This is a genomic window from Enterococcus sp. HMSC061C05 (assembly GCF_001814765.1).
Lineage (GTDB): Bacteria > Bacillota > Bacilli > Lactobacillales > Enterococcaceae > Enterococcus_B > Enterococcus_B lactis.
Window position 1 is genome coordinate 1 of record NZ_KV817733.1, and the last position, 25,028, is coordinate 25,028.

Below are 25,028 nucleotides of genomic sequence, written 5' to 3' on the forward strand. Positions count from 1 at the left end.
GCTTATTACCGCAGATGCAAGCTTTTGAACGCCGTTTATCAAAAGTTGTAAAAAAGGGAGCATGACAAGAATTTTGCCACTCTCCCTCTTTCTATTTTTATAAGGACACTGCAGTAATTGTATTACAGTACATTTTTCGTCGTGCTGCTTAAAAGTTTTTCATACGCTTGTTCAAATTTTTGAACATCTCCAGCACCCATGAAGATTACTACTGCATCATGATAATCTAATAATGGAGATACATTATTTTCTTTGATGACTTCTCCACCTTTTTTGATTTTCGCTCCAAGGTCTTCGATCTTAACGTTTCCTTGTTCTTCCCGAGCCGAACCAAAAATATCGCATAAGTAAACTTTATCAGCTAAATCAAGTGCTTCTGCAAATTCATCCATCAATGCAATCGTACGCGTAAACGTATGAGGTTGGAAAACTGCAATTATTTCTTTATCTGGATATTTTTGTCGTGCGCCATCAATGGTTGCTTTGATTTCTGCAGGGTGATGCGCATAATCATCAACTACGGTCATGTCTGCTACTATTTTTTCACTGAATCGACGTTTTACTCCTGGGAAAGTCAGCATTTCTTCCGCAACTTCCTTCAGATCCAGTTTTTCGAAATACGCGACTGCAATAACACCTAAAGCATTTAAAATATTGTGTTTGCCGAATGCTGGTACAGTGAAATGTCCAACAAATTCATCCCCATGATAGACATCAAAAGCAGAACCGGATGTTGTACGTTCGATGTTTCGTGCTTGGATATCATCATTTTCTGTGACACCATAATAATAAATCGGCACATCTGCTTCTAATTTGCGTAAATAAGCGTCATCACCGTACGCAAAAATAGCTTTTTTCACTTGTCCAGCCATTGTTTGGAAAGCTGTAAATACATCGTCGATACTTGTATAATAATCCGGATGATCAAAATCGATGTTTGTCATGATCGCATAGTCTGGTGAATAGGCAAGGAAATGACGGCGATATTCACAGGCTTCAAATGAAAAGAATTCCGCTTGCGGATCACCATGCCCTGTTCCGTCTCCAATTAGATAACTTGTTGGACGGACACCACTCAATACATGAGAGAGCAGACCAGTCGTACTTGTTTTTCCGTGAGAACCTGTTACAGCGATACTCGTATAGTTTTGGATAAAATGACCAATAAAGTCGTGATAGCGAATCACTTCCAAACCTAATTCTTTTGCTCGCTGGATTTCTTCATGTGAATCAGGAAATGCATTTCCTGCAATAATCGTCATACCTGGTTTTACATTCTCTGCGTTAAATGGCAGAATCGTGATATTTGCTTTTTCTAAATCTCTTTGTGTAAAGAAATATTTTTCAATGTCTGATCCTTGGACATTTAAACCTTGTTCATGTAAAACAAGAGCCAAGGAGCTCATTCCTGAACCTTTGATACCAACGAAATGATACAATTTATTTTGATTTTCCATTTGAATCCTCTTCTCTTATCTAGCGTCCATTCTTTTAACTATTACATTCAACACGCTCCTCATTATCTTATAAACGATTGAAAATTTCAACCAAATTTATTTAGAAAGGAGGATTCGCCTGCTAAAAAGGTCATGTACGGGAAAAATCCGTTTTTATTGACTGTTTGATTCTTGTATAAGAAGACCAAACTTCTTCTGATATATCAATATGAGGAATAAAATCTTTTCCTTTCGGACCATAGCCATTCTCATCGTCGTGGAGTCGCTCCATTTCTCCTAACACCAGTGCATAGAAATATTCCTTCGGCCATTGGTGGTTCAGTTCTTTTGCTGTAAAGATGATCTCCTCAGAAAAGTGAAGGATTTCCGGCACAAATGGCACAGCATTTACGAAAACAGTTTGTTCATTTTGCCATACTTTCTCAAAAGTTGCTCGAGTCCTGCGTTGCAGTGTCGGATCATTCATCAATAGGACTTTTTCTGGTACAGCATCTAAGGAATGAAGAATCTCCAGTGAAAAAGTAGCGTTCTCTCCAGAATTTGTAGACTTCGATTCTATCAGAAGAGCTTTATCAGGCAAACCATAGACTTCTTTCAGATACTGACGACAGATTTCACTTTCACTCATGCCTTCTTCAAAATGAAATCCTTGCTTTTCAAAATTCTCATAAAGGATCCTAGTCGCATGACCCACACCGCCGACCAAAAACAAACGTTCTACTTGACCATTTACATACATTTGTGCTGCTTTATCAGCTAAGATAGGAAGACCGTTTCCAGCTAAAATAAGTGTAGGTGCCGACAATTTCTCAAAATCTTTCTCATCAGGTGCGGCTAAAAAGGCTAATAGCTGATTCCAGTCTTTTAGAGTTCTCTGCTCGTTTTTTTCCAAAAACGCTTCATCCTTTCATCTGATTTTTTATACTTCATTGAGGCTTTCTCTCTTTGTCTCAATCCATTTGATTTCCCCATGACATCTTCCACAACGATATTTGTGTACATCGATTCTTCTTTTGCGGCAGATTGTGGCAGAACAATCTTGGCATTGATAATATTCGATCTTTATCTGTTTCTTCGTCAAGGCTGGCGCATAGCGCAACCCGCCTGTTTTTTTCAAAAGATACTTGAAGTCCATATCTTTATGACGATATCCTCTTCCAGTGAGATGAAGATGATAATGGCAAAGTTCATGTTTGATGATTCCTGTAATCGTTTCTTTGTCTGACTCTTCAAACAGCTTTGCATTAAAATCTAAATGATGATCGTTTAAATGATAGCGCCCGCCAGTTGTACGCAAGCGTGGATTGAACATTGCTTGGTGCTTGAAAGGACGCTGGAAGCTTTTTAATGATATCTCTTCTACTAACTGCTGCAGTTCTTCTTGTGTCAATTTTTGTTACTCCTCATTGTTACTCTTCATAAGGGGAAAGCATCGTCAAACTGATTCTGCCTTTTTTCGTATCAACTTGTTCTATCCAAACCGTCACGATATCTCCGACTGACACGACGTCTGTAGGATGCTTGACAAATTTTTTGCTAAGTTTTGAAATATGGACAAGTCCGTCTTGTTTCACACCGATATCGACAAATGCGCCGAAGTCGATGACGTTACGGACCGTTCCAGTCAATTCCATCCCTGGTTTCAAATCTTCCATACTCAACACATCTGTACGCAATAGGGGCGCTGGCATCTCATCACGCATATCTCGTCCAGGTTGTGTCAGCCCAGCTAAAATATCGGCTAACGTTTCTTCTCCGACTGATAAACTTTCAGCCAGTTTCTCCGCGGATAACCGTGTCAATTTTTCTACTGCTTCTTCTGTCCCAAGCTCTTTTTCTGAAAGATGGACGGTCATTAATATGTCTTTCGCAATAGAATAACTTTCGGGATGGATACCGGTGTTGTCCAAAATGTTTTTCCCACCAGGAACTCGCAAGAAGCCGATTGCTTGTTCATATGCTTTTGGTCCTAAACGTGGCACTTTTTTCAGCTGAGTTCGTGCAGTAAATTCTCCATTTTCTTCACGATAACTGACAATGTTTTGGGCAGTCGTTTTATTCAATCCTGATATGTGCTGCAAGAGCTGTGGACTAGCCGTGTTCACATCCACGCCTACTTGGTTGACCGCTGTTTCCACGACAAAATCCAATTGTTCAGCTAAACGTTTTTGAGAAACATCATGTTGGTACTGTCCTACACCGACAGCTTTAGGATCGATCTTGACTAATTCAGCTAAAGGATCTTGTAGACGACGGGCAATAGAAACAGCACTTCTTTCTTCTACTTGTAGATGCGGGAATTCTTTTCGTGCAATTTCGCTAGCGGAGTAAACAGAAGCGCCAGCTTCATTAACAATGGCGTAATAGGCTTTATGGTCGGCTGATTTCAATTGCTCAGCCACAAAAAGTTCTGATTCCCGACTAGCTGTTCCATTCCCGATAGCTACCATATCTACTTGATATTTATTGATCAATTGGATAAAAGCTGGACCAGCAGCTTCCCTTTTCGCTTGTGCTGCAGGTTTATGCGGATAAATGACTTCGATTGCCAAAACTTTTCCTGTCGCATCTACGACTGCTAGTTTACATCCAGTACGATAGGCCGGATCAAATCCCAGTACGACTTTACCTTTTAGCGGCGGTTGCAACAAAAGATTGCGAAGATTTTCTCCAAAAATAGCGATGGCTTGCTCATCCGCTTTTTCAGTCAATTCATTACGCAGTTCTCGCTCGATTGCCGGCTGTATAAAGCGTTTATAACTATCTTGATAGGCTTCTCTTACAAAGGAAGAAGAAGGAGAGGCAGGATTTTTCACTAATTGGCGATCCAAGTAAGCTAAAATTGCTGCTTCGTCTACTTGAAGGAATACTTTGAGAACCTCTTCTTTTTCTCCTCGATTAGTGGCCAATATCCGATGAGAAACCATTTTATGGACAGGTTCTGCAAAGTCATAATACATTTCGTATACGCCTTTTTCATCTGCTTGCTCATCCTTGACTTGACTGACATACATGCCTTTGTTATACGTATAAGACCGAATCCAAGTCCGAAATTTTGCATTATCGCTGACTTGTTCAGCAATGATCTCGTGCGCACCTTGCAACGCTTCTTCAGCAGAAGAGACTTCTTTTTCTTTATCGATATATTTTTCTGCTTCCGATTGCACCTCTCCATCTGTAAGCTGCATCAGCCACAGCGCGAGTGGTTCAAGTCCTTTTTCTTTAGCAATCGTTGCTTTTGTCCGTCGTTTCTGTTTGTATGGACGATATAAATCTTCCACTTGTTGCATTTTTACGGATTGCGTGATTTCTGTTTCTAACTCAGGGGTCAGCTTCCCTTGTTCATCGATCAGCCGAATCACTTCGTTTTTTCGTTTTTCTAAGTTTTCAAGATAGGCATACCGCTCTTCGATTTCACGAATCTGGACTTCATCAAGACTTCCCGTCATTTCTTTTCGATAACGCGCGATAAAAGGAACGGTGTTTCCTTCATTTAACAAATTAAGTACAGTCGTCAACTGCTTGGGACGATAGTCTGAAAGCTCTTTTTGTACAAGCTGAATGATTGTCTGGTTCAAATTTTCCGTCATTAAAATGCCTCTTTTCTGCTAAAAATTGCTTCTTTATTCTATCATACTTTTTATCATGGGTTAAACTGCTGAAAGAAACAATATTCTCTATACAAATAAAAAGAGCCGCAACAAAGTCGCAGCTCCTTCATTCTTTCCATTCGTCAGATTCCTTGCCAAGATCCTTCGTTGTTCTGATATTCAATGTCTTGAAGGATACCTTCCTTGTCAAAAACAACCCCATGCAATGACCCTCCGAATACAGCTCCACCGTCCATTCCGATTTTATGATCCTGAATCCAGAGGTCTGTTGTCTGCATATCTCCATGGAGCATTGGTGTAATCGTATGTCCAAATACAATTGTCTTACCTGTATTGTTTTTCCCTTCATGAAAGGGTTCCCGTATCCAAATAAAGTCTCTTGGACTTGTCTTACGCCAGTCTTTCTTTGTCAAATCCACTCCAGCATGGACAAACAGATAATTTTCCCATTCATAATACAAGGGGCGCTGGACTAAAAATTCAATCAGTTCTGGGTATCTTGATTGGATCATCATTGAAATTTCAGTCGGGGAGTATTCCTCCGACGCACCTGGGTGAAGTAGGCTTTCAAATGTTTCTTTTCCACCATTTCTGATATAAGGCGCATACCAGTCCTCCGGCGCTTGCAGAAATTGCAAAAAATATTCTTCATGGTTGCCCCGGAGATAAATGGCTCCTGTTTCTTCGACTAATTGCTTTCCTAATAGAAAACATTCCTTTGTACGAGGTCCTCGATCATTGAGATCTCCTAATAAAACAAGCTGATGGATCTTCGGATCATAATAGTGAATAAGTTTTACAAAAAGATCATATTTACCATGGACATCGCCAATAGCATAAATCAATGATTTCATGTGGATCACCATCCTCAACGCTAGTATAGCGCATATTGGAAATGGTCGACAATCAAAACTATTGTTTTCTATTTATTTAAAGCTGCAAATCGCAGTTCTGCTTCTTCTGGAGAGATTCCATGATCTTGAACATAGCGGTTGCGTGGATGTTTCGCACACTCTACGCTACATGCTCCTAAATGTTTTTCTTCATTTTCAATAGAAGCAAGAATCTGACGATTGCACTCAGGATTGCTACAATTGATATATCGTTCACATGGTGTTCCGTCAAACCAGTCGCGACCGACGATTTGTTTATCTACTTGGTTGATATCGACAGCGATCCGTTCGTCAAACACATACATCTTGCCGTCCCATAATTCCCCTTTAACTTCAGGATCCTTACCATAAGTAGCAATACCGCCATGCAGCTGTCCGACATCTTTGAATCCTTCACGGACAAGCCAACCAGAAAACTTCTCGCAACGAATACCACCAGTACAGTAGGTCACTACCCGTTTTTCCATAAATTCTTCTTTGTGCTCGCGAATCCAGTCTGGAAGCTCTCGAAAACTGCGTATATCTGGGCGTACAGCCCCTCGAAAATGCCCCAAGTCATATTCATAATCATTCCGTGCATCAATCACCACTGTCTGTTCGTCTAAAATAGCTTCTTTAAATTCTTGCGGTGAAAGATAAGCACCTGTCACTTGGTTTGGATCAATGTCCTCTTCTAGCTTTAAACTTACAAGCTCTGGACGGTATCTTACAAACATCTTCTTAAAGGCATGTCCTTCGCTTGGATCGATCTTGAACATCGTATCAGCAAATCGAGGATCAGCTTTCATTGCTTCCATATAGGCAGTCGTGTTTTCAACGGTTCCAGACACAGTACCATTTATTCCTTCTTCAGCTACTAGAATACGACCTTTAAGATCCAAAGATTTGCAAAAGGCTAAATGATTTTTGGCAAATTCCTCTGGTTCTTCTATTTTTGTATAATTGTAATAAAGCAGTACTTGATAATCCATGTATTTCTTCCTTCCTTCTTTTCGTTCCTAAACAGTATAAAGAAGGCGTTCGCATTTGACGATTTATTTGCTTGTGTATAATTACGCATGCGTTTTTTGTTTACATAATATTATTATTTGAATTAAAAAGACTTCGCTTTCCTGTTTTGCACAGAAAAACAAAGTCTTTGTTTCTATTATTTACCTGTAACCGCAAAGTAATTGCCATCAGGATCAGCAAAGTTGAAGACATATTCTTCTCCAAGCTGTACCATATCACCTAATGTGACTGATTGCGTCTGCATTTTTTTATATAGTCCAAAGATATCTTTGCTGTAAAACATCAAAGATGGGGCACTAGTAGCTGTGCCAGGTGAATGGGACTCAACAAACGCTCGATCATATAACACGAATGAGGTTTGACTGTCCTCAACTCCTACTTCAATTACAAGCGTCCCATCCATTTCTTGACGATCTTTTTCCGCAAAGCCAATTGCTCTCCAAAACGCTGCATTTTTTTCTACATCGTCCACATAAAGCATGATTTTTATTTCATTCGTAAACATCTGTTTCCTCCTAAACGATCTGTTCTAACATTCCCAACTTTGTCAGTTTACCATAGGAAAATGGGAAAATCTACGAAAGCTCTCAACAGAATCGTCCTACTTAAATACGCTTCTCTTTAATAATAAATAAGTTGGTTGTTTTTGTTATCTAGGTTTTCACTTTTCGGAATAAATGTTTTGTACTTATATGGAATGAATAAAAAAACATACTAAGAGAGGGGAACATCATTGATAAATGATGTTCCCCTCTAATCTTAGTATGTTTTTAACTATGCATTCACATCGATCACTTTAGAATCATCATTGATGACATCGCGATCTAAATCTTTGATGCGTGCACTTGTCACGATACCAGCTACCATGCTACCGCTGACGTTTACTGCTGTACGTGCCATATCGATCAATGGTTCGACAGAGATAACTAACCCAACGATTGCTACTGGCAAGTTCATTGCCCCTAAAACGATCAGTGAAGCAAATGTTGCACCACCGCCGACTCCGGCTACACCAAAAGAACTGATTGTTACAATCGCCACAAGCATCAAAATAAATTCCAAACTAAAGACATTCACTCCAGCCGCTGGTGCGACGATCGTTGCCAACATAGCTGGATAAACACCAGCACAGCCGTTTTGTCCAATAGACAAACCAAAACTTGCTGAGAAGTTAGCTGTTGCATCGTCTACTCCTAAAGCTTTTGTCTGAGTCTCGATGTTCAATGGCAAGGCTCCGGCACTTGAACGTGAAGTAAACGCAAAGCTCAATACCGGAAAGGCTTTTTTGAAATAGTTGATTGGATTAACTTTTGCACCAATCAAAATCAGTGAGTGGACAATCAAAACAGCAAGCAAGGCTACATAAGATGCAACGACAAATTTACCTAAATTGACGATAGCTGCAAAATCACTTGTTGCCAAAACGTTTGTCATCAAAGCAAATACCCCATATGGTGTCAAACGCAGAACAAGCGTCACGATCCGCATAATGATTTTATACAGACTGTCGACTAGATCTGAAAAGAATGCTGCTTCTTTTGGCGCTTTTCTTTTCACACCTAGATAAGCGATACCGACAAAGGCTGCAAAAATAACGACTCCAATCGTACTAGTTGCACGGCTACCTGCTAAATCAGCAAATACGTTTTTAGGGATAAAGGATAAAATCTGCTGCGGAATCGATAAGTTTTCAACCGTTTCCTGACGTGTCGCCAATTCAGAGATCCGTGCTGTTTCTGCTGCTCCTTGTGTGAATTTAGCTCCTTGAAGACCGAACAGCATCGTTGAACCGATTCCGATCAATGCTGCAATAGCTGTTGTACCAAGTAAAGAAGTCAGCACAGTTGCACTGATTTTCCCCAGCTTTTCAGAAACTTTCATTTTTGTGAATGCACCAATGATCGAAATGAACACTAGAGGCATAACTAACATTTGCAAGAATGATACATACCCTTGTCCTACGATCCCGATCCATTCCATTGATTGAGTAACGACTTTGTCTTCTACACCAAAGATCAATTGAAGCAGACCGCCAAAGACGATACCAACTCCTAATGCTGTAAAGACGCGTGTTGAAAATTTTGTATGGCGCTTTTGCATACGATAGAACACATATAATAATGCCGCAAAAACTAGAACCACTAAAACTGTGATGAGTGTTGTCATTTTTCTCCTCCTCATATTATTAATGACAAGTCCATCGAAGGAAGTAAAGGTTCCCGAGAATGATTCTTCAACCATCCTCCTGAAAAATTTTTTTCAGTGACTTTTACATTTTAGACGATTTTTATCGAAATGACATTCTTTTTGCTTACAATTAGTAATAAAAAAACATGTCTGCGATAGATTAAAACTATCGCAGACATGTTTTTACTGTCTATTCTTGTTTTTCTGATTGAAAATTCAATTTTACCCCAGGCTGATCCAAGGCGATCTCTGTCACCTCATAAGACATCCGGCGTACGATATCGAATAACGGTGCTACTAGCTCGTCCACTTCTTCTTGTGTGACATCATTTTGACCTTCAATTTTCCGATTGAGGATATGATTGATCTGACTCACACTTCCAGATAAAACATATGTATCAAACACTAAACGGAACTCTAAGCGTGCTCCTACGATGCTATGTTCTTTCGGATAGTTTTCGATCGTTTCTTTCAAAGGCGAGAAGCCCACTTTCAAATCTGTTTCTACTTCTTGGTTCGGTAATCTCATATCATAATGAAATGCTTCTACTACTTCTTTTTGTCTTCTGATTTCCATATAATTTTATCACTCCTTTATAAAAATTATAACATATCTCCTTTGTAAGGGGATACTATTTTTTTAAGTTACTCTGCAAGGATAGGATTTCATTCAAATTTCCTACCACATGATCTGCAGGAATCTCCCCCAGAAAATGATCGATATCGTAAAGACAAGTAACGACTCCTGCGTTTTTCCCCGCTTCGATATCTAAACGGCGATCGCCGATCATCATCGTGTCTGTTCTTTCTAAATGAAAAGTATCGATCAAATAATTTAACGATGCTGGATTCGGTTTACGAGGAAAATCCTGATCAATCCCTACTACTTCCTCAATCAGATGGGCTAATTGATACTCTTTCAGCAGTTCCCATGTCGATTCTGTCAAACGGTGGGTCAAGATGAAGTGACGTCCTCCATTGATTTTTAGACTTTCAAGTACTTGTTTCGTTTCTGGAAATGGACGGGAAGCTTCCTTGCTTTTTTTCTCATACCGATGAAACCATTCATTAAATTCATTGGCGTCCAAATTTGATTCATTGATCAAATAACTGGTGGAATATTTTTTCATTTTGAAGTAGATCTCTTTTTTGTCCATATTGATACCAAAATCTTTTAGAGCTTGCTGAGCACCATCTACCATTGCGGGATACGTATCAAACAATGTCCCGTCAAAGTCCCATATATAATTTTTCATGTTCTTTTTGTTCCATTCCTTTGCTTCTTTTTTCTATCTTTCATTATAGATAAATACGTTGATTAAAGTATTGTTTTCTCTAGAATCGTCAAATCGTCTGCTAATGTATATTGGATTGGTTGTGCGTTCGGGATATCAATTGTATCCATTTGATCCTCAGGAATATTTTCTAAATATTTTGTCAGTGCTCGGATGCTATTCCCATGACCCACAACTAGTAAATCTTTCCGATCTTTCAGTTTTGGTGCCAGTTGATCTTGCCACAAAGGAATGATCCGATTCACTGTCATTTCTAGACTTTCTCCGTACGGAATCAAATGTGGATCCAAATGATCATATCTGCGGTCAAATCGGTTTTCTGCAGTTAACGGCGGAACTTCTGTATATCCTCTGCGCCATTTCTTTACTTGATCTTTTCCGTATATTTCTTTCATCTGATCCTTGTTTTTACCAACAAGATCCCCATAGTGCCGTTCATTCAGACGCCATGTTTTTACTATAGGAAGCCACAACTGCCCCATTTCTTCTAGTGCGACTTGACCGGTAAGAATCGCGCGTTTTAAAACAGAGGTGTAAACCGCATCGAATTGAAGACCGGCTTCACACATTTTTTGACCGGCTACTGCTGCTTGTTCTTTTCCTTTTTCTGTTAAGGCGACATCTAGCCACCCTGTCCAGTAATTTTCAAAATTTGCTTCGCTTTCGCCATGACGCAATAATACTAATTTCATTTTTTTCTCCCTTAAACATTCGTTTCGAATTTTATGCCACATGTTTTGCATGTCACGCGTATTCGTCCTTTTCCTCTAGGCGCACGCTGCTTTTGATGACAATTCGGGCACTCAAAAAAAGTATAGCTTTTTCGTTCCGTTTTAGCTTGCTTTTTGTTTCTCATCTGATGATATTTTTCTTTGACTTTATCAAAATATTCCAAATAACGTTGATTTTCATTTAGTCTAGGATAGATTTTTTTTGATAGAAAACGAAATAGCATCCATCCGAAAAAGACGATGAACAACAATTGCCCGATCCTATATGGCAACCACCGACTTAGTAAACTAAAAAAAAGTGCGATAATCAATAGAACACGATTCAATTGATCAAATTTTGCATATCTTCCCTGCATAAGTTTTTGATAGTTCTGCTGAAACCGTATCAGTCTTTCTAACCATGTTTGCATCCTGTTATCTCCTCCATCATCTATCATTCATTATGACAAAAAAATCAAAAAAGAAAAAGCCTTAATTGGCCTTTTCCATTGCGACTTGATGAAGGACATTCCGATTTCTGGTAAAGTCGATCACAATCACTTTCTTTTTATCTTCTCTGTTGACTACACGGAATGTGTCCGTCAATGGCAAAAACAGCTTCTTAGATGGTAGCTGTTGCATACGTATAAAACGATGGATCATCGTAATCAATTGAGGGAATTGAATGGACGTATGAAGCAGATTTGGATATTTTTTCAACAGTTGAGTCGTTTTGATCAAATTCCGTTTTTTACTGATTACTTTTAAAAAGCTTTTTAGAATCTTTTGCTGACGTCTAAAAATAGAAAAAGAATTTTCATCATCTATTTGATAACGCATTTGTTTCTGTAGTTCTGCTGCAGTCAAATGAATCTTCTCATCGTTCGTATCGATCATCAAACCTTCTGGGAATAGCTCAACGACTGCTCGATCCCAAGATTCAAGAGAAAGCTCGATATAATCTTTTACCGGTAATTCCAATTCTGCCTCAAAAAAGTGCAAAACAGCCGATAGCCCTTCTGCTTGATAAATTTCTCCTAATGTTAGTCCCTCTAGATGGAACTCTGGTGAAAAATGCAGCAATGTTTTATTTTCCTGCAATTGAACATATAGAAATGTTGACCGCTCAATCAGAGTATCTTTTAAAACAACTAAAAAATTCATTTTTCTCCCCCTTTTTTCATCATTTTTAAAATAGCATATTTTGAAAAGAAAGTCTGATGCTTAGAGAAGAATTTCATAAAAATTTACTATTTCATAAGTATTCACGAAAAAAACATAAACAAAAAAGCGGAAATAACGTTCATCCGCCTTCTTGTTTAGGTTTATTTCTTCTTCAAATGCTTGTCTATGATTCAGGATTTTCTCTATCGTTAGTTTCATCCAAAAGTTCCTGCATCCCGATAATTTCCCGATACTGATGAATCTTAGTGATACCAATTACTTTATCTACATCAATACTAAAACAAATCCCGTTACCTGGAACATCGATGTTGATGCCTTGACCAATCGCATCCATCACTTGATTCGTCAAACTATCTGGTACTAATGTCAAAACAACATCTTTTTCTGGCGAGATGTCCAAACCTAAAAATTTCCCTGAATCATGTACACCAGAACCACGACCATGCAAGATCGTTCCGCCAGCTGCACCTGCTTCTTTTGAAAAGTCGATGACATCTTCACCTGTTCCTCCGTCCACGATCGTCACAATCATGTGAAGATTCAATGCTACAAGATCTTTCATTTGCTTTCCCCCAATTTTCGCAATCTTTCTTTTTCGATTCTGTCTTTTTCATCTTTTCGTTTATAAATATATCCTAGTACTAAAGTGGATAATATTGGTGTCAATGCAATCATTGCAACCACACCAAACCCATCAATGATTGGATCTCTTCCCTCAATTTGTGCAGCGATCGCCACGCTCATTGATAAAATAAATGTCGAACACATCGGACCCGTTGCTACTCCACCGTTGTCAAAAGCCATTGCTAAAAAGATCTTGTCCACTTTTCGTCCTAAAATAAATGCTAGCCCATATCCTGGGATCAAGAAATAATAAAGAGAGAATCCGACGAGCAAACGCCACATAGACAATCCTACTGCTGCGCCAATCCCAATCGAAATCACCATCAGCATGATTTTCGACCGGATCCTCCCTTCACTCAATTCTTCAACCTGTTTGACCATTACATGAATCGCCGGCTCAGCAAACCCTACTAGGAACCCCATCAAAAAGCCAAGGGGAACCAATATATAATTATAGGGCAATCCAGCGATCGTACTACCTAAATGCTGTCCTACCGGAACGTAAGCCATATTGACTCCGTGCAGGAAAAGGATCAACCCAATAGTCGTTATCAAGAAGCCTTTCATAATGTCAAAGAAACGCTTCTTGCGCATACGAAAACTAATGATATTCATCAAAACAAATAGAATCACGATAGGTGCCACTGCTAAAATAACTTCCATAGTAACGATCTCGATACCATCTATCACTTGCTGCCAGAAACTCATTGGAAGATCACCCCCAAAATCATTACGGCAAGAATTGGCCCTAATGAAGCAATACCAACCATTCCAAAGCTGTCATTTTCATTTTTCTTTTGTTTGATCATACTAGTCATCCCTCCGGCAAGGGCCAAGATAAATGGAACAGTTACTGGACCAGTAGTCACTCCCCCCGAATCAAAAGCAATCGGCATGAATTCGGAACTAGTGAAAAACGAGGCGATCAAAACGCCTATGTAGCCTATAGCCATCAATTGATAATAGGATAGCTTGAATACGACCCGAAGCAGCGCAAAGGCTAGAAATACTCCAGTGCCGACACTGACGATCCCAATCAGCAACACTCTGCCAATCTCTCCGTCAGATATATCATATACTTGTTGTCCCAAAACTTGCACGGAAGGTTCGGCAATCGTGATCACGATCCCGATAGCAAACCCCAAACTGACCAAAACAGCCAAACTTTTCTTTTTGATCATATATTTCCCTACTAGATCTCCGACTTCCATCATGGAATAGTCTGCCCCAAACAAAAAGAGCGTCATTCCGATCATCATGGTAGCCGCACCTACCAAGAATGAAGCGAGGTCTTCTCCTTCTAACGGCGCAAAAACAAACGTTAAAATGACAATCAGGACGGTCATCGGCAATATGGCAGCAATCACTTCTTTAAAATTTTTTAGCATGTATCCTCCTCCTTTACTCTTTAAGTTTACCTTAAAATGAAAGAGTTTTCGAGTAGAAATTTAAAACGTTATCATTTAATTTTTCTCGCCATAAAATAACACACGTCCCAAAAGTATCTTTTTACTTGGAAAAGATGACTTTGTAGGGACGCACTTACTGTTGTTTTTTATTTTACAGAGCCGATCATTCCTTGAACGAATTGCTTTTGCAAAACAAAAAATACGATGGCAGTTGGTAAAGTAGCAATGACTAATCCAGCCATGATCATTCCATAGTCTGGTGTATAGGAAGCACCCATAGCAGATAAAACAAGCGGAACCGTCCGTTTATCAGGAGACTGCAAAGCCACTAAGGGCCATAAATAATTGTTCCAGCTGCTCATGAATGTGATGATTGCTGCCGCTGCATAGGTATTTTTAGCCGTCGGCATATATACTCTAAAAAAAATACTTAGTTCTTTTAGACCGTCTAATCGAGCGGCTTCTACTAGATCTTTTGGAAAGGATTTAACATTTTGTCGGAAGAAGAAGATCAAAAAAGCAGTGCTGATAGATGGTAAGATTACAACTAAGAAACTATTGATTCCCAAAATCGTTCCGTTCAATTGTGAAAACATTCGATACAAAGGAATCATCAATGCCGCAAAAGGAACCATCATCGATAGCAGTAGAATATTGAAAATCAAGTCTTTTCGCTTGCTTTGATAAATCTCAAATCCATATCCTGCCATTGACGAAATCAGCAATGCAAACACAGTGGTCACTAGAGCGATCATTGCTGAATTCCAAAGGGAACGAGTAAAATTCAGTTCATTGGAAAACAAATTTTGAAAATTGATGATCAAGTTACTGCCAATCTTTATTTTTCCCGATGTGATATCCACGGGTGTATTCGTCATTCCCAGAATCATCCAGACAAAAGGGAAAATGGAAATAAATGATAGGATGCTTAATGCTGTATATTTTAATGCTGACCCAATTGCCGAACGAAGTCCTAAGGCTTGTTTTTTGACGTTGGGATGTGCGATCGTTTCTTTTTCTACCATGCTTTTCATCGACTCTCTCCTCCTACTTTCGTTTGGATTATCGACAATATCACAATAAAGGCAACAATAACAAAGGAAACTGCTGCCGCATATCCAAAATTAGGCGTGAATTTATAACTCAAATTATAGATGTATTGAGACAGGGTGGTCGTTGCATTTGCTGGACCCCCGCCAGTAATATTTTGTACTTCATCAAAAAGCTGCAATGTCCCGATCGTCGAAGTAATGGAAGTAAACAAAATGATCGGTTTTAAATTCGGGATCGTCACTTTGATAAACTGCTGCCATTTAGAAGCACCATCAATAGATGCTGCTTCATAAATCTCCGAATCAATATTTTGCATGCCTGAAAGGAAAAAAATCATATTGTATCCAGTCCAACGCCAAGTGATCGAAAGAATGATCAGAACTTTCGCCCAAATTGGATGAGTCAGCCAGCCAATCGGTGTATCAATCATACCAATGCCCAACAACAAGTTGTTTACAAGGCCAGATTGAGAAAATAGACTTTTCATGATCAGAGAATAACTGACCATCGAAGTGATACACGGAAGAAAAATAGCTGTTCGAAACAACCCTTTATATTTCAGCTTTTTATCATTTAAAAGGTTGGAAATAAAAAGCGCTAGAAACAGCATGATTGGTACTTGAACTAGTAAATACAGAAACGTATTGAAAAAAGCTTTTTTAAAAGTAGCATCTGTCAGCATCCGCTGATAATTACCTAATCCGTTAAATGTCATATTGACAGGGGGACCACTTTGAAAAGACGTGATCAAAGCCAAAACCATCGGAATAAAAACCATGATCGATATCAAAATGACTGGCAAGATTAAAAAAGCATGCCCGTTTTTGAATAAATCTTTCTGCTTCATTCTTTTCCCTCCAATTCTATCATTGATTATCTACATGAAAAGACAAGAAAGACAACGTCTGTAAGGCAGCCGCCATCTTTTTTGTCTTTTCGGTTGTCTGATAAAAAAACAAAGAAATTTGCTTTTTCATCACCAATCAATTAGCCAACTGTGCTTCTACTTGTTTTTGTGTATCTGCTAGTACCTTGTCTGTCTCTTCTCCATTGATGATTCGATGAAGAGCTTCGGCTACGACTGCTTCAATTGCATAGGTCTCATGTCCGTAATTCACTTCTGGAATTTCTGATGTCCATTTGGAAAAATCATCAAAGACCTTTTGGCCACTGTAAAATTCTGAAGCTTCTTGATAAGCTTCTTGTTCATTTGCACTAAGCATCGTAGAAACCAGTCCGATTTCTTTCGCAAGAGTGCCCATCAGTTCTTCATTCGATGCAAACGTTGCTTCGAGGAAATCTTTCGCTGATTCTTCTCCAGCTACTCCTTTGAGCACATACCAGCCAGCTCCGCCAAAGTTAGAAGCTTGCGCTTTTTGTAAATTTTCTGGTAGTGCAGGTATTGGCGCAATCTTCCATTTTCCAGATTGGTCTTCTGCTCCTTGGATCGTTGAAGAATACCAAGCGCCAGTTGGGCTAGAAGCTACTGCTCCTGATTGTATCGCAGTTACTCCAGCATTCCAGTCAGAAGTTTGTTCGACTAGGTCTTCTTTCAAAAGAGTGGCAAATAATTCAAGACCATACTTTAAAGATGCATTGTCTTGGATCGTGACCGTCTCCCCATCTTTGGACGTATACCATTCTCCCGCCTGTTGCATCATCATTCTTACTCGACCAAGATCAGAAGGATTGACTTCAGCGATTTTCTTTCCTGTCTTTTCTTTGACATCTCGCGCCACTTGAATATACTCGTCCCACTTCAGATTCTCCATATCCTTTTCTGTATAGCCTGCTTCAGCCATCAGATCCATACGATAGAAGTTTGCTGTTACGCCCGAATCGAAAGGAACACCGTATATTTTTTCTCCTACTTTGTTTACCGCAAATTTATACGGTGCAAAATGATCTTCCTTTACAATAGCAGACAAATCAGCGAATGCATCTGGATAAGAAGTCAAATAGCCTTGTATCCTGTAATCTTCAATCAAGACGATATTGGGCAATCCTTCTGTATTCCCGCTTGCTAAAGCGGTGTTCAGTTTCTGAACGATATCATCCTGAGACATCGTAACAACTTCTATCTCTGTTTCTTCGTTCTCATAAACTTTTTTTGCTTCATTCACTGCTTTGATATTGAATGTCTCATCCCACGCCCAGACAGTGACTTTTTCTTCGTTGTCTGCTGTACTACTAGCACTTCCGCATCCTGTTAAGAAACCTGATGCTGCCGCTAAACAAACGACTCCAGCAATTAACTTTCTGATGTTCATTTTTATCCGCTCCTTTTCCATCCATTAGTTGTTTATGTTTACTACATTCATCATACCAAAATTTGAAAACGGTTTCTTTATTATTCAGATACTTCAAAAATTTATCCTAAAATAATAAAAAAATACAAATCAACTATGACAAAAGGAATAATCTTAGCATCTAGACCAAAGATTGAAAGGGTGGAGGTTTCTTTAAAATAAAAATATCCTTGCATTTTCTCCTAGAAATAAGTATTTTTAAATTACAAGACTATTCTTAAGGCGGGTAAAAAAATGCCAATACGCGTAATTCTTATCGATGATGAACAGACGATTTTAGACGGAATGAAACAGTTGATCAATTGGTCTGAGCACGGGTTTCAATTAATAGGGACTTTTTCCAGCCCGTTGAAAGCGCTTGATTTTTCTTTGGTACATGCAATCGATATCGTGGTCACAGATGTAATGATGCCTGAACTAAATGGGATCGAATTATCGCGGCTATTAAAACAGCAACAACCTGAAACACAGATCCTTATCCTCTCTAGCTATGATGAATTTGATATGGTTAAAGATTCTTTTAAAGAAGGCGTCGCTGATTATCTTTTAAAGCCTCGATTGAGTCCTGATTTTTTTCTAAATTCCTTAACTGCCGTTTCACAAAAAATCAAAAAAAAGCCCAACAAAAGCCCAATCACCGATCGTTATGAGCAGATCTGCGAGAATCTTTCACAGCAGATTGCTGGACAAACTCGTCCATTGCTTGACCCTCTTCTTTTTGAACACACCTTGTTTTTTCTGTTATATACCGAAAAACGGCCATTCAGTTCAAAACAAGGCTCTAAACAAAAACAGTCGATCATCCATTCGTTGATGGATAGCGACGATTCGTTTACTATTTATCCCTTTTCTACCTTTTCGGAAGAATCCGGCTATGTGATCAATACTGATTCCAAAGATACGCTTAGAAAGTTTGTTCAAAAGTTTCGTCAAGAAATTTTTCCAGATGATTTTTTTGTTGTTTCTGATTCTTTTGCAATCCAAGATATCAATGAAATATTCCAAGAGATCAGAAATTGCACCAAAGGACAACGTTTCTATCATAAGGGAAAAAACCTTGCTTATCAGCATGAACTTCTTCCGTTATCAACCAACCACGAGCAGCAAGCAAGTAGCTATTTAACAAAAATCGTTCATAAAGACTACGCTTTAGCTGTCAAAGAACTTGAGGGTTTCTTCACGACAATATTGGAACAGCCTATTGATCCAGCTTATTTGAAACATGAAGCAATCAATCGTTTCTATGCATTACTCAACGCTTTGGCTGACGAATATGTTGGGAATGAAGAACTTTCTTTGCTCAAGATCGCCCTTCCTTCTTTATTAGCCGATGCTGAGTACTTGGAAGATTTTTCTATTCTTGTCAAAGAAACACTTGAGAAACTCACCCACTTTTCTGCAAATGCAATAAAAGACAATTTCGATATCTTGACTTTGATCTACGAGTTCGTCCAGGAAAATTATGAGAAAGAAATCAATTTACAACTTCTATCCGAAAAATATCATTTTTCATATAGCTATCTCTCAGCTATCTTTACTGAAAAATTTGGTATCAACTTTTCAAAATATCTAAAAAAAGTCCGTATCAGTAAAGCTAAGCTCTTTTTAACGGAAACACGGCTTACTTTGACGGAAATCTGTGAGAAAGTCGGCTATACCGAACTGGGTTATTTCTCCAGAGTTTTTAAAGAAGAGACAGGAATGACACCTTCTCAATACCGTAAAGGAACTTTTGTAAAATGAGAAAAAAAATCAAAGAGCATGAACTTTTTACCAAACTTCTGTTCATTTTGTTCATCGGTCTTTTTCTGCAAGCCATCGTCATCTCTTTGTTTATTTATCATCGATCAAGGGATGCCTATATCCAGCTGTTCAATCAATCGAATGATGTGGTACTAAAAAAGATCCAATCTGAATTTGAAAGCTTAAATGATGCAATCGAGAATACATTAGCCGCTTTTGATTCCAACCCAGCTGTCGAAAGCTATTTTTCCAATGATCCAGCCCAACATATGGAACAGCTTCAGCAACTAAGAACAATCCAAAAAATGAATGACTCTCTTTCAAAAATCCATCCAATGATCGATTACGATGTATTGATCTTTGGAGAAAACGGAAGAACTTTTGTCGGAAATGACATGCTCACTGCCGTATCTGCCGATTCTTTTTTTCAATCTGCGATTGCCCAGAGAGTGAATGAACGCGCTGCTGATACACAAATGCTTTTTGCACAATACGGATTGACTCTTCGCGATAAGAAAGCGCCCAGCGTCTTCTTTGTCAAAAAACTGAAAAACACATTGAATCACGTTTACGGATATGCTGTTTTATCGATCTCATCCCAGCAACTAGCGAATCTTTTTCAATCTGTGGTAAATCCCGAGATATCGAAGATCTCCTTCATGAACGAAGAACAGACGGTCATCGCATCTAATGAAGAAAATACAATTGGGAGCCGATCAATGATTTTCAAAAAACTGATAGTAGGTGAAACAGTCATTTCAAATGGACAGCAGTTGACCCGTCTTCCTCTGTACCGACAGCATTGTACATTACTCAGCCAAGTCGATCTTCATTCTTTGTCTAACCAAATGGGCGTGATTTTCCCCATTATTTTGTATAATATCGTGACACTTGTTTTTGCTGGCTCATTGGTATTTATGTATTTGGATCGACACACAAAATCGATCTACCGCTTGATTGATTCGCTAAAATGGCTAGAGGAAGATGGCTTAAAAGCTACTGTTCCTGTGCAAGGAAGCCATGAAGTCCAATTGCTAGGGAATACGATCAATCAATTGCTAAGTAATGCGCAGCATCATTATGAACAGACGATCCAAGACGAAAAGAAGAAACGTTCGCTTGAAATCCAGACTATGCAAGCACAGATACAGCCCCATTTTATTTATAATACGCTGACTAGCTTGAAATTTTTGATTTGGCAGCAAAAAACAGATGAAGCAGTTCAAGGAATCGACAGTTTCATTACTTTACTAAAAAGTACGATTGGAAAAAAAGAAGAAGTGATTCCAGTCAAGGAAGAAATCAAAAGCGTACAAAGTTACATCGATCTTTTGAGTATGCGATATGGCGAAAGAATCTCGGCTAAAATAATGATTCCTGATGAACTGCAGACATTATCTATGCCGAATATGATCCTTCAACCAATTATCGAAAACGCCTATCTTCATGCTTTTCACAATAAAACGCAAGGATTCATCACGGTGTACGGCAAAATAAAAAATCAGCTTCTTTTATTCGAAGTGATTGATAACGGAGATGGCTTCGATACTGAAAATACCAAACAAAAAAATGATCATTTTTCAGGAATCGGCATCAGCCATGTAGATGAGCGGATACGCCTAATGTATGGAGATGCATATGGCTTAACGATCCAATCAGTGATTGGGACAGGAACGACTGTAACGATTTGTCTCCCGCTTCTTCTTAAAAACCAATCAGAATATTAAAAATAAAGAATAGCCAAGCGCTGATTTTTTTATTTTTAAGTTAAATAAATCAATCAGTATTCTTGACTTTCATCTACGCGTCTATTCTACTGTCAATACTGGATAACAGCCTAATATTTGACTTTTTCCTCCGAGCATCTTGATTTCTTGGAGCGCATTCTCTACTAATGCCATTGGGCGGTCCAATAACAAATCGATTACGAAAAAATATTCTCCCAAGCTAGTTTTCACTGGTCGGGATTCAATCTTACTTAAGTTGATCTCCCGCCAGCCAAAAGCTGCCAGCATTTTATGAAGCATCCCTGGCCGATTAGCAGGTAGGGTCAAGATGACACTCATTTTTACTGGAGCTGACTGCTGGCTGGTCAGCTTTCGGTCACCGACGATCCAAAAACGTGTCTGGTTCAACTCATTATCTTGGATATTCTCAGCTAAGATCTCCAATCCAACATGCTGTGCTGTTTCTAATGAAGCAATCGCTGCTGCGTCTTCTTTCGGATGTTCTGCTACATACATTGCTGCAGCAGTTGTTGATTCTGTTGCTACTAAAGGAACATTAGAGTAATGCGTTTCTAAAAACTGTTGTGATTGTGCTAGTGCTTGGGGATGAGAAAGGATTTTTGTAATCTTTGTTGCTGCATTGCCTAAAAGCTGCTGCTTGATAGGAAGAACGATTTCACTTTTAACTTCGACTTCTGGATGTTTGGAAAGAAGATCGATTGTGTGATGAACAGATCCTTCCAATGAATTCTCTACAGGAACGACAGCCAGATCGACCTGTTTGCGAAACAACGCGCGCAAACAAGCAGGGATCGAAGCATACGCAGTCAATTGTTCTGTAGGAAATAGCTGGCAAGCCGCCTGATAAGTGAACGAACTTTCTGGCCCTAGATAGCTGACATTCATATGCTTTTGATCCTTTCTATAATGGTATCGATGATCTTTTCTGGTGTTTGATTGGTCGTGTTGATTCGATGTGTCGCGCTCTCTTCATACCAGGAAAGTCGTTGTGCCAATAAGGCTTTTATTTCTTCTCTTGTTTTTCCAAGAGCTAACGGTCGAATAGACGTTTTATCTTGTTGGATACGATCGATTAGACAGTCTGCTTCTGCCTCTAAGTAAAGAACAATTGGCTGCGTTTGTAAAAATTGCCGATTGGCAGCACATTGGACGATTCCTCCACCAGTCGCGATAATTTTATCTTCATTTGACAGCTTTCTTAAAACCTTTGACTCCACTTTTCGAAAGCTGTTTTCACCGTAATAGTGGAAATATTCGGCAATCGATAATTGGATATGTTCCTCAATCTTTGTATCTAAATCTACATACTCTTTTTGTAAACGTTGAGCTAACCCTTTACCGATCGTTGTTTTTCCAGCGCCCATGAAACCAATCAGCAAAATGCTAGCCATGAGCTTCTCCTCCTGACACAAGTTCTGCTAAATCGTCGAAAAATGCCGGATAAGAGATTGAAACGGCTTCGGCTCCTTCTAGTTCGCAAGGTCCATCAGCTATCAAAGCAGCTACTTGCAGCATCATCCCGATTCGATGATCGCCTCTGCTGGAAACTTTTGCGCCATGCAGAGGTGTTGGTCCATGGATGATCAAACCGTCTGCTGTTGCTTTTATCTTTGCCCCCATTTTTTGCAATTCTTCTGCCACCGCATCAATTCTGTTGGTTTCTTTTACTTTTAATTCTTCTGCGTCTTTGATGATCGTGATTCCTTCTGCTTGAGTAGCCACTAAAGATAGAATGGGCAGTTCATCAATCAGACGCGGAATGATTTCTCCACCAATCGTCGCTTTCTTCAAATGACTCGTCTTGACACTTAAATCAGCCGATTGGTTCTGTTCATTGTGATTCGTCTGGGTAATTGCTGCGCCCATCTCCTCCAACACATCTAAGATACCGGTTCTTGTTGGGTTGACCCCGACATTTTTTAACAACAGCTGGCTTTCCGGAACAAGAAGTCCTGCTGCTAGAAAGAATGCAGCTGATGAAATATCACCTGGAACAGTTATCTGCTGACCGGTTAATTTTTGTGGTCCTGTCACCATGATTGTTTTATCTTCCACTGTGATCCTTCCACCAAATTGACGAATCATTTCTTCCGTATGGTTACGGGAACGTTCTTTCTCAACGATTACGGATGTACCTTCTGCTTGTAGTGCCGCAAACAGCAAAGCAGATTTGACCTGTGCACTAGCTACAGGCATATTGTATCGGATAGGTGATAAAGAGCGGGCTCCTGTCACAGTGATTGGTAGATACTGATCATTTTCATTTCCTTGCAAGTCAGCACCCATCTCGCGTAAAGGCTCCATCACTCGCCCCATTGGACGTTTAGACAACGAAGCATCACCGAACAGAGTCGTTGTAAAAGGCTGTCCAGCCAAAATACCCATCAATAAACGACTCGTCGTACCGGAGTTTCCCATGTCGATGGGTGCAGTTGGTTGGACAAAGGAGTGGCTACCGCGACCATGAATCTTGATTACCTCTTCCTCTTCTTCGATCTCGACGCCTAATTGTTGGAAGGCATGTAAAGTACTCAGACAATCTTCTGCGCGCAAAAAATTTTGTATAGTCGTCGTTCCCTCAGCAATTGCTCCAAACATGATGCTGCGATGAGAAATCGATTTATCTGCTGGTATCCTAACAGTCCCTCTTAATCCATGTATTTGTTGTAATAATCGCATTTATCCAGCCTCCTATTTGATCCAGCAATGATAACTGGTATTAGATATAATGGTTCTTTTTGCTTGTAACAAATCCTGTTGATTTTTGAAACTGATTTGCAGTATCCCTAAAATATCTTCTCGCGTCTCTTGGATCTTCAAATTGATCAAAGAAACTCCCGCTTTTCCAATCAGTCCAGTTACTTCTGCAATAACGCCAGGCTCATCTGGCACATCGATAAATAAATCAAAAAAGGCAGGGATCGCGCCTTGCTTATGGACAGGCAACTGGTCTCGACTTTCTTTTGCCCGATTGAAAAAAGAAAAGATTTCCGATTGGTTCTCAGTCATGATCCATTCTGCTATTTGTGTCATTTCTTGTTGCCAATCTGCCAATCGTTCCAATAATATCTGCTTATTGCTCAACAAAATATCTGTCCACATGACAGGATCCGAGGAAGCGATCCTAGTGATATCTCGAAAGCCTCCTGCTGCCAGTTGTTTGGCTCGCGGATATTCTTGATTGAATTGTTCTGCCTGATTGACTAAACCAGCTGCCAGAATATGTGGAAAATGACTTAGCATTCCTGTTATACGGTCATGTTCTTCTGCTGTAAGAGTCACATATTTTGCCTTGGTTCCGCAAAATAGTTCTTGCAGTTTTTCAACATCTTTTTTCGTCTTTTCCAAAGGTGTAAAGATGTAATAGGCATTTTCAAATAGTTTAGCATCTGCTGCCTGTATACCTGATTTGTGAGAACCAGCCATTGGATGTCCACCAACAAACCGAAGATTTTTCTGCTCAGCGGATGTCACGACTTGCTGCTTCGTACTGCTGACATCCGTAATGATGACGTGATCAGACAAGTTGATTCTTTCAAGGACATCAAGATAAGCTAAGGTTGTACGGACGGGAACGGCTAATAAGATAACGTCTGCTTGTTCTGCACCTGTTTCAAAATCATTTGCAACGTAATCAACGATCTGCTGTTCTACTGCTTGCTCACGGGTTTTTGACTGACTATCCCAACCAACTACTATCAGTTCTGGATTGGTCTGACGCATACAAAGTGCCATAGAAGCACCAATCAGTCCAAGCCCCACGATAAAAACATGTTGTGCCATCTTATTTGCC

Annotated in this window: 25 protein-coding genes and 1 pseudogene; 3 read left to right on the forward strand and 23 right to left on the reverse strand. The window is 39.4% G+C overall.

What is annotated here, in order from left to right:
- Nucleotides 1-122: 122 nt before the first annotated feature.
- The 19 genes from murC to HMPREF2988_RS04065 form a co-directional block, all read right to left on the reverse strand.
- Nucleotides 123-1,457, reverse strand: a complete 1,335-nt coding sequence (gene murC / locus HMPREF2988_RS03975; RefSeq protein ID WP_002319131.1) for a UDP-N-acetylmuramate--L-alanine ligase — start codon at nucleotides 1,455-1,457, stop codon at nucleotides 123-125.
- A 130-nt stretch (nucleotides 1,458-1,587) separates the two neighbouring features.
- Nucleotides 1,588-2,349 (reverse strand): YdcF family protein, encoded by a 762-nt coding sequence (locus HMPREF2988_RS03980; RefSeq protein ID WP_070770021.1) that lies wholly within the window; start codon nucleotides 2,347-2,349, stop codon nucleotides 1,588-1,590.
- Nucleotides 2,350-2,376: 27 nt separating this feature from the next.
- On the reverse strand, nucleotides 2,377-2,847 hold the full coding sequence (locus HMPREF2988_RS03985) for a SprT family protein (protein WP_002329265.1): 471 nt from the start codon (nucleotides 2,845-2,847) through the stop codon (nucleotides 2,377-2,379).
- A gap of 19 nt (nucleotides 2,848-2,866) precedes the next feature.
- Nucleotides 2,867-5,047: a Tex family protein gene (locus HMPREF2988_RS03990; protein WP_002348392.1), complete on the reverse strand. Its 2,181-nt coding sequence runs from the start codon at nucleotides 5,045-5,047 to the stop codon at nucleotides 2,867-2,869.
- Between the two features lie 143 nt (nucleotides 5,048-5,190).
- Nucleotides 5,191-5,922, reverse strand: a complete 732-nt coding sequence (locus tag HMPREF2988_RS03995) for a metallophosphoesterase family protein (protein WP_070770022.1) — start codon at nucleotides 5,920-5,922, stop codon at nucleotides 5,191-5,193.
- A gap of 68 nt (nucleotides 5,923-5,990) precedes the next feature.
- Nucleotides 5,991-6,932, reverse strand: coding sequence for an oxygen-dependent tRNA uridine(34) hydroxylase TrhO (locus HMPREF2988_RS04000; protein WP_002327859.1), 942 nt, complete (start codon nucleotides 6,930-6,932; stop codon nucleotides 5,991-5,993).
- A gap of 176 nt (nucleotides 6,933-7,108) precedes the next feature.
- Entirely contained in the window at nucleotides 7,109-7,477 is a 369-nt protein-coding gene (locus tag HMPREF2988_RS04005; RefSeq protein WP_002374534.1) for a VOC family protein, read from the reverse strand.
- A gap of 269 nt (nucleotides 7,478-7,746) precedes the next feature.
- Entirely contained in the window at nucleotides 7,747-9,138 is a 1,392-nt protein-coding gene (locus HMPREF2988_RS04010) for an L-cystine transporter (RefSeq protein ID WP_002306552.1), read from the reverse strand.
- A 211-nt stretch (nucleotides 9,139-9,349) separates the two neighbouring features.
- On the reverse strand, nucleotides 9,350-9,736 hold the full coding sequence (locus HMPREF2988_RS04015) for a DUF1149 family protein (protein WP_002291995.1): 387 nt from the start codon (nucleotides 9,734-9,736) through the stop codon (nucleotides 9,350-9,352).
- Between the two features lie 55 nt (nucleotides 9,737-9,791).
- Nucleotides 9,792-10,415: an HAD-IA family hydrolase gene (locus HMPREF2988_RS04020; protein ID WP_024635051.1), complete on the reverse strand. Its 624-nt coding sequence runs from the start codon at nucleotides 10,413-10,415 to the stop codon at nucleotides 9,792-9,794.
- Between the two features lie 62 nt (nucleotides 10,416-10,477).
- Nucleotides 10,478-11,146, reverse strand: coding sequence for a 2,3-bisphosphoglycerate-dependent phosphoglycerate mutase (locus HMPREF2988_RS04025; RefSeq protein ID WP_024635050.1), 669 nt, complete (start codon nucleotides 11,144-11,146; stop codon nucleotides 10,478-10,480).
- 11 nt (nucleotides 11,147-11,157) lie between these two features.
- On the reverse strand, nucleotides 11,158-11,595 hold the full coding sequence (locus HMPREF2988_RS04030) for a hypothetical protein (RefSeq protein ID WP_002319123.1): 438 nt from the start codon (nucleotides 11,593-11,595) through the stop codon (nucleotides 11,158-11,160).
- 61 nt (nucleotides 11,596-11,656) lie between these two features.
- Nucleotides 11,657-12,328 carry an LCP family protein gene (locus tag HMPREF2988_RS04035; protein ID WP_002327855.1) on the reverse strand — a complete coding sequence of 224 codons (672 nt, stop codon included), beginning with the start codon at nucleotides 12,326-12,328 and terminating at the stop codon, nucleotides 11,657-11,659.
- A gap of 184 nt (nucleotides 12,329-12,512) precedes the next feature.
- A complete protein-coding gene (locus tag HMPREF2988_RS04040; protein WP_002292005.1) occupies nucleotides 12,513-12,911 on the reverse strand; it encodes a P-II family nitrogen regulator in 399 nt (132 codons plus the stop codon).
- Entirely contained in the window at nucleotides 12,908-13,681 is a 774-nt protein-coding gene (locus tag HMPREF2988_RS04045; protein WP_002319120.1) for a DUF1538 domain-containing protein, read from the reverse strand. The genes HMPREF2988_RS04040 and HMPREF2988_RS04045 overlap by 4 nt, the downstream gene beginning before the upstream one ends.
- Nucleotides 13,678-14,361, reverse strand: a complete 684-nt coding sequence (locus HMPREF2988_RS04050; RefSeq protein WP_070770023.1) for a DUF1538 domain-containing protein — start codon at nucleotides 14,359-14,361, stop codon at nucleotides 13,678-13,680. Before HMPREF2988_RS04050 ends, HMPREF2988_RS04045 begins: the two co-directional genes overlap by 4 nt.
- A gap of 167 nt (nucleotides 14,362-14,528) precedes the next feature.
- Nucleotides 14,529-15,416 (reverse strand): carbohydrate ABC transporter permease, encoded by an 888-nt coding sequence (locus tag HMPREF2988_RS04055; protein WP_002327853.1) that lies wholly within the window; start codon nucleotides 15,414-15,416, stop codon nucleotides 14,529-14,531.
- Nucleotides 15,413-16,282 (reverse strand): carbohydrate ABC transporter permease, encoded by an 870-nt coding sequence (locus HMPREF2988_RS04060; protein WP_002329276.1) that lies wholly within the window; start codon nucleotides 16,280-16,282, stop codon nucleotides 15,413-15,415. Before HMPREF2988_RS04060 ends, HMPREF2988_RS04055 begins: the two co-directional genes overlap by 4 nt.
- 136 nt (nucleotides 16,283-16,418) lie before the next feature.
- Nucleotides 16,419-17,705 (reverse strand): ABC transporter substrate-binding protein, encoded by a 1,287-nt coding sequence (locus HMPREF2988_RS04065; RefSeq protein WP_070770024.1) that lies wholly within the window; start codon nucleotides 17,703-17,705, stop codon nucleotides 16,419-16,421.
- Between the two features lie 324 nt (nucleotides 17,706-18,029).
- On the opposite strand from HMPREF2988_RS04065, the pseudogene HMPREF2988_RS13850 reads away from it, so the two are divergent.
- The 3 genes and pseudogenes from HMPREF2988_RS13850 to HMPREF2988_RS04075 form a co-directional block, all read left to right on the forward strand.
- A pseudogene (locus HMPREF2988_RS13850) lies at nucleotides 18,030-18,239 on the forward strand (response regulator); the annotation flags it as partial.
- Between the two features lie 318 nt (nucleotides 18,240-18,557).
- A complete protein-coding gene (locus HMPREF2988_RS13855; protein ID WP_257243301.1) occupies nucleotides 18,558-19,487 on the forward strand; it encodes a helix-turn-helix domain-containing protein in 930 nt (309 codons plus the stop codon).
- Nucleotides 19,484-21,214, forward strand: coding sequence for a cache domain-containing sensor histidine kinase (locus tag HMPREF2988_RS04075; protein WP_070770026.1), 1,731 nt, complete (start codon nucleotides 19,484-19,486; stop codon nucleotides 21,212-21,214). Before HMPREF2988_RS13855 ends, HMPREF2988_RS04075 begins: the two co-directional genes overlap by 4 nt.
- Nucleotides 21,215-21,295: 81 nt before the next feature.
- Here HMPREF2988_RS04075 and pheA read toward each other — a convergent pair whose 3' ends face one another.
- The 4 genes from pheA to HMPREF2988_RS04095 are packed head-to-tail and all read right to left on the reverse strand — an operon-like array spanning nucleotide 21,296 to nucleotide 25,018.
- Nucleotides 21,296-22,120, reverse strand: a complete 825-nt coding sequence (pheA, locus tag HMPREF2988_RS04080) for a prephenate dehydratase (RefSeq protein WP_070770027.1) — start codon at nucleotides 22,118-22,120, stop codon at nucleotides 21,296-21,298.
- Entirely contained in the window at nucleotides 22,117-22,626 is a 510-nt protein-coding gene (locus tag HMPREF2988_RS04085; RefSeq protein ID WP_002329282.1) for a shikimate kinase, read from the reverse strand. The genes pheA and HMPREF2988_RS04085 overlap by 4 nt, the downstream gene beginning before the upstream one ends.
- Complete coding sequence (aroA, locus tag HMPREF2988_RS04090) at nucleotides 22,619-23,914, reverse strand: 3-phosphoshikimate 1-carboxyvinyltransferase (protein ID WP_070770028.1); 1,296 nt, start codon at nucleotides 23,912-23,914, stop codon at nucleotides 22,619-22,621. The genes HMPREF2988_RS04085 and aroA overlap by 8 nt, the downstream gene beginning before the upstream one ends.
- A gap of 12 nt (nucleotides 23,915-23,926) precedes the next feature.
- Nucleotides 23,927-25,018 (reverse strand): prephenate dehydrogenase, encoded by a 1,092-nt coding sequence (locus tag HMPREF2988_RS04095; protein WP_070770029.1) that lies wholly within the window; start codon nucleotides 25,016-25,018, stop codon nucleotides 23,927-23,929.
- Nucleotides 25,019-25,028: the final 10 nt, after the last annotated feature.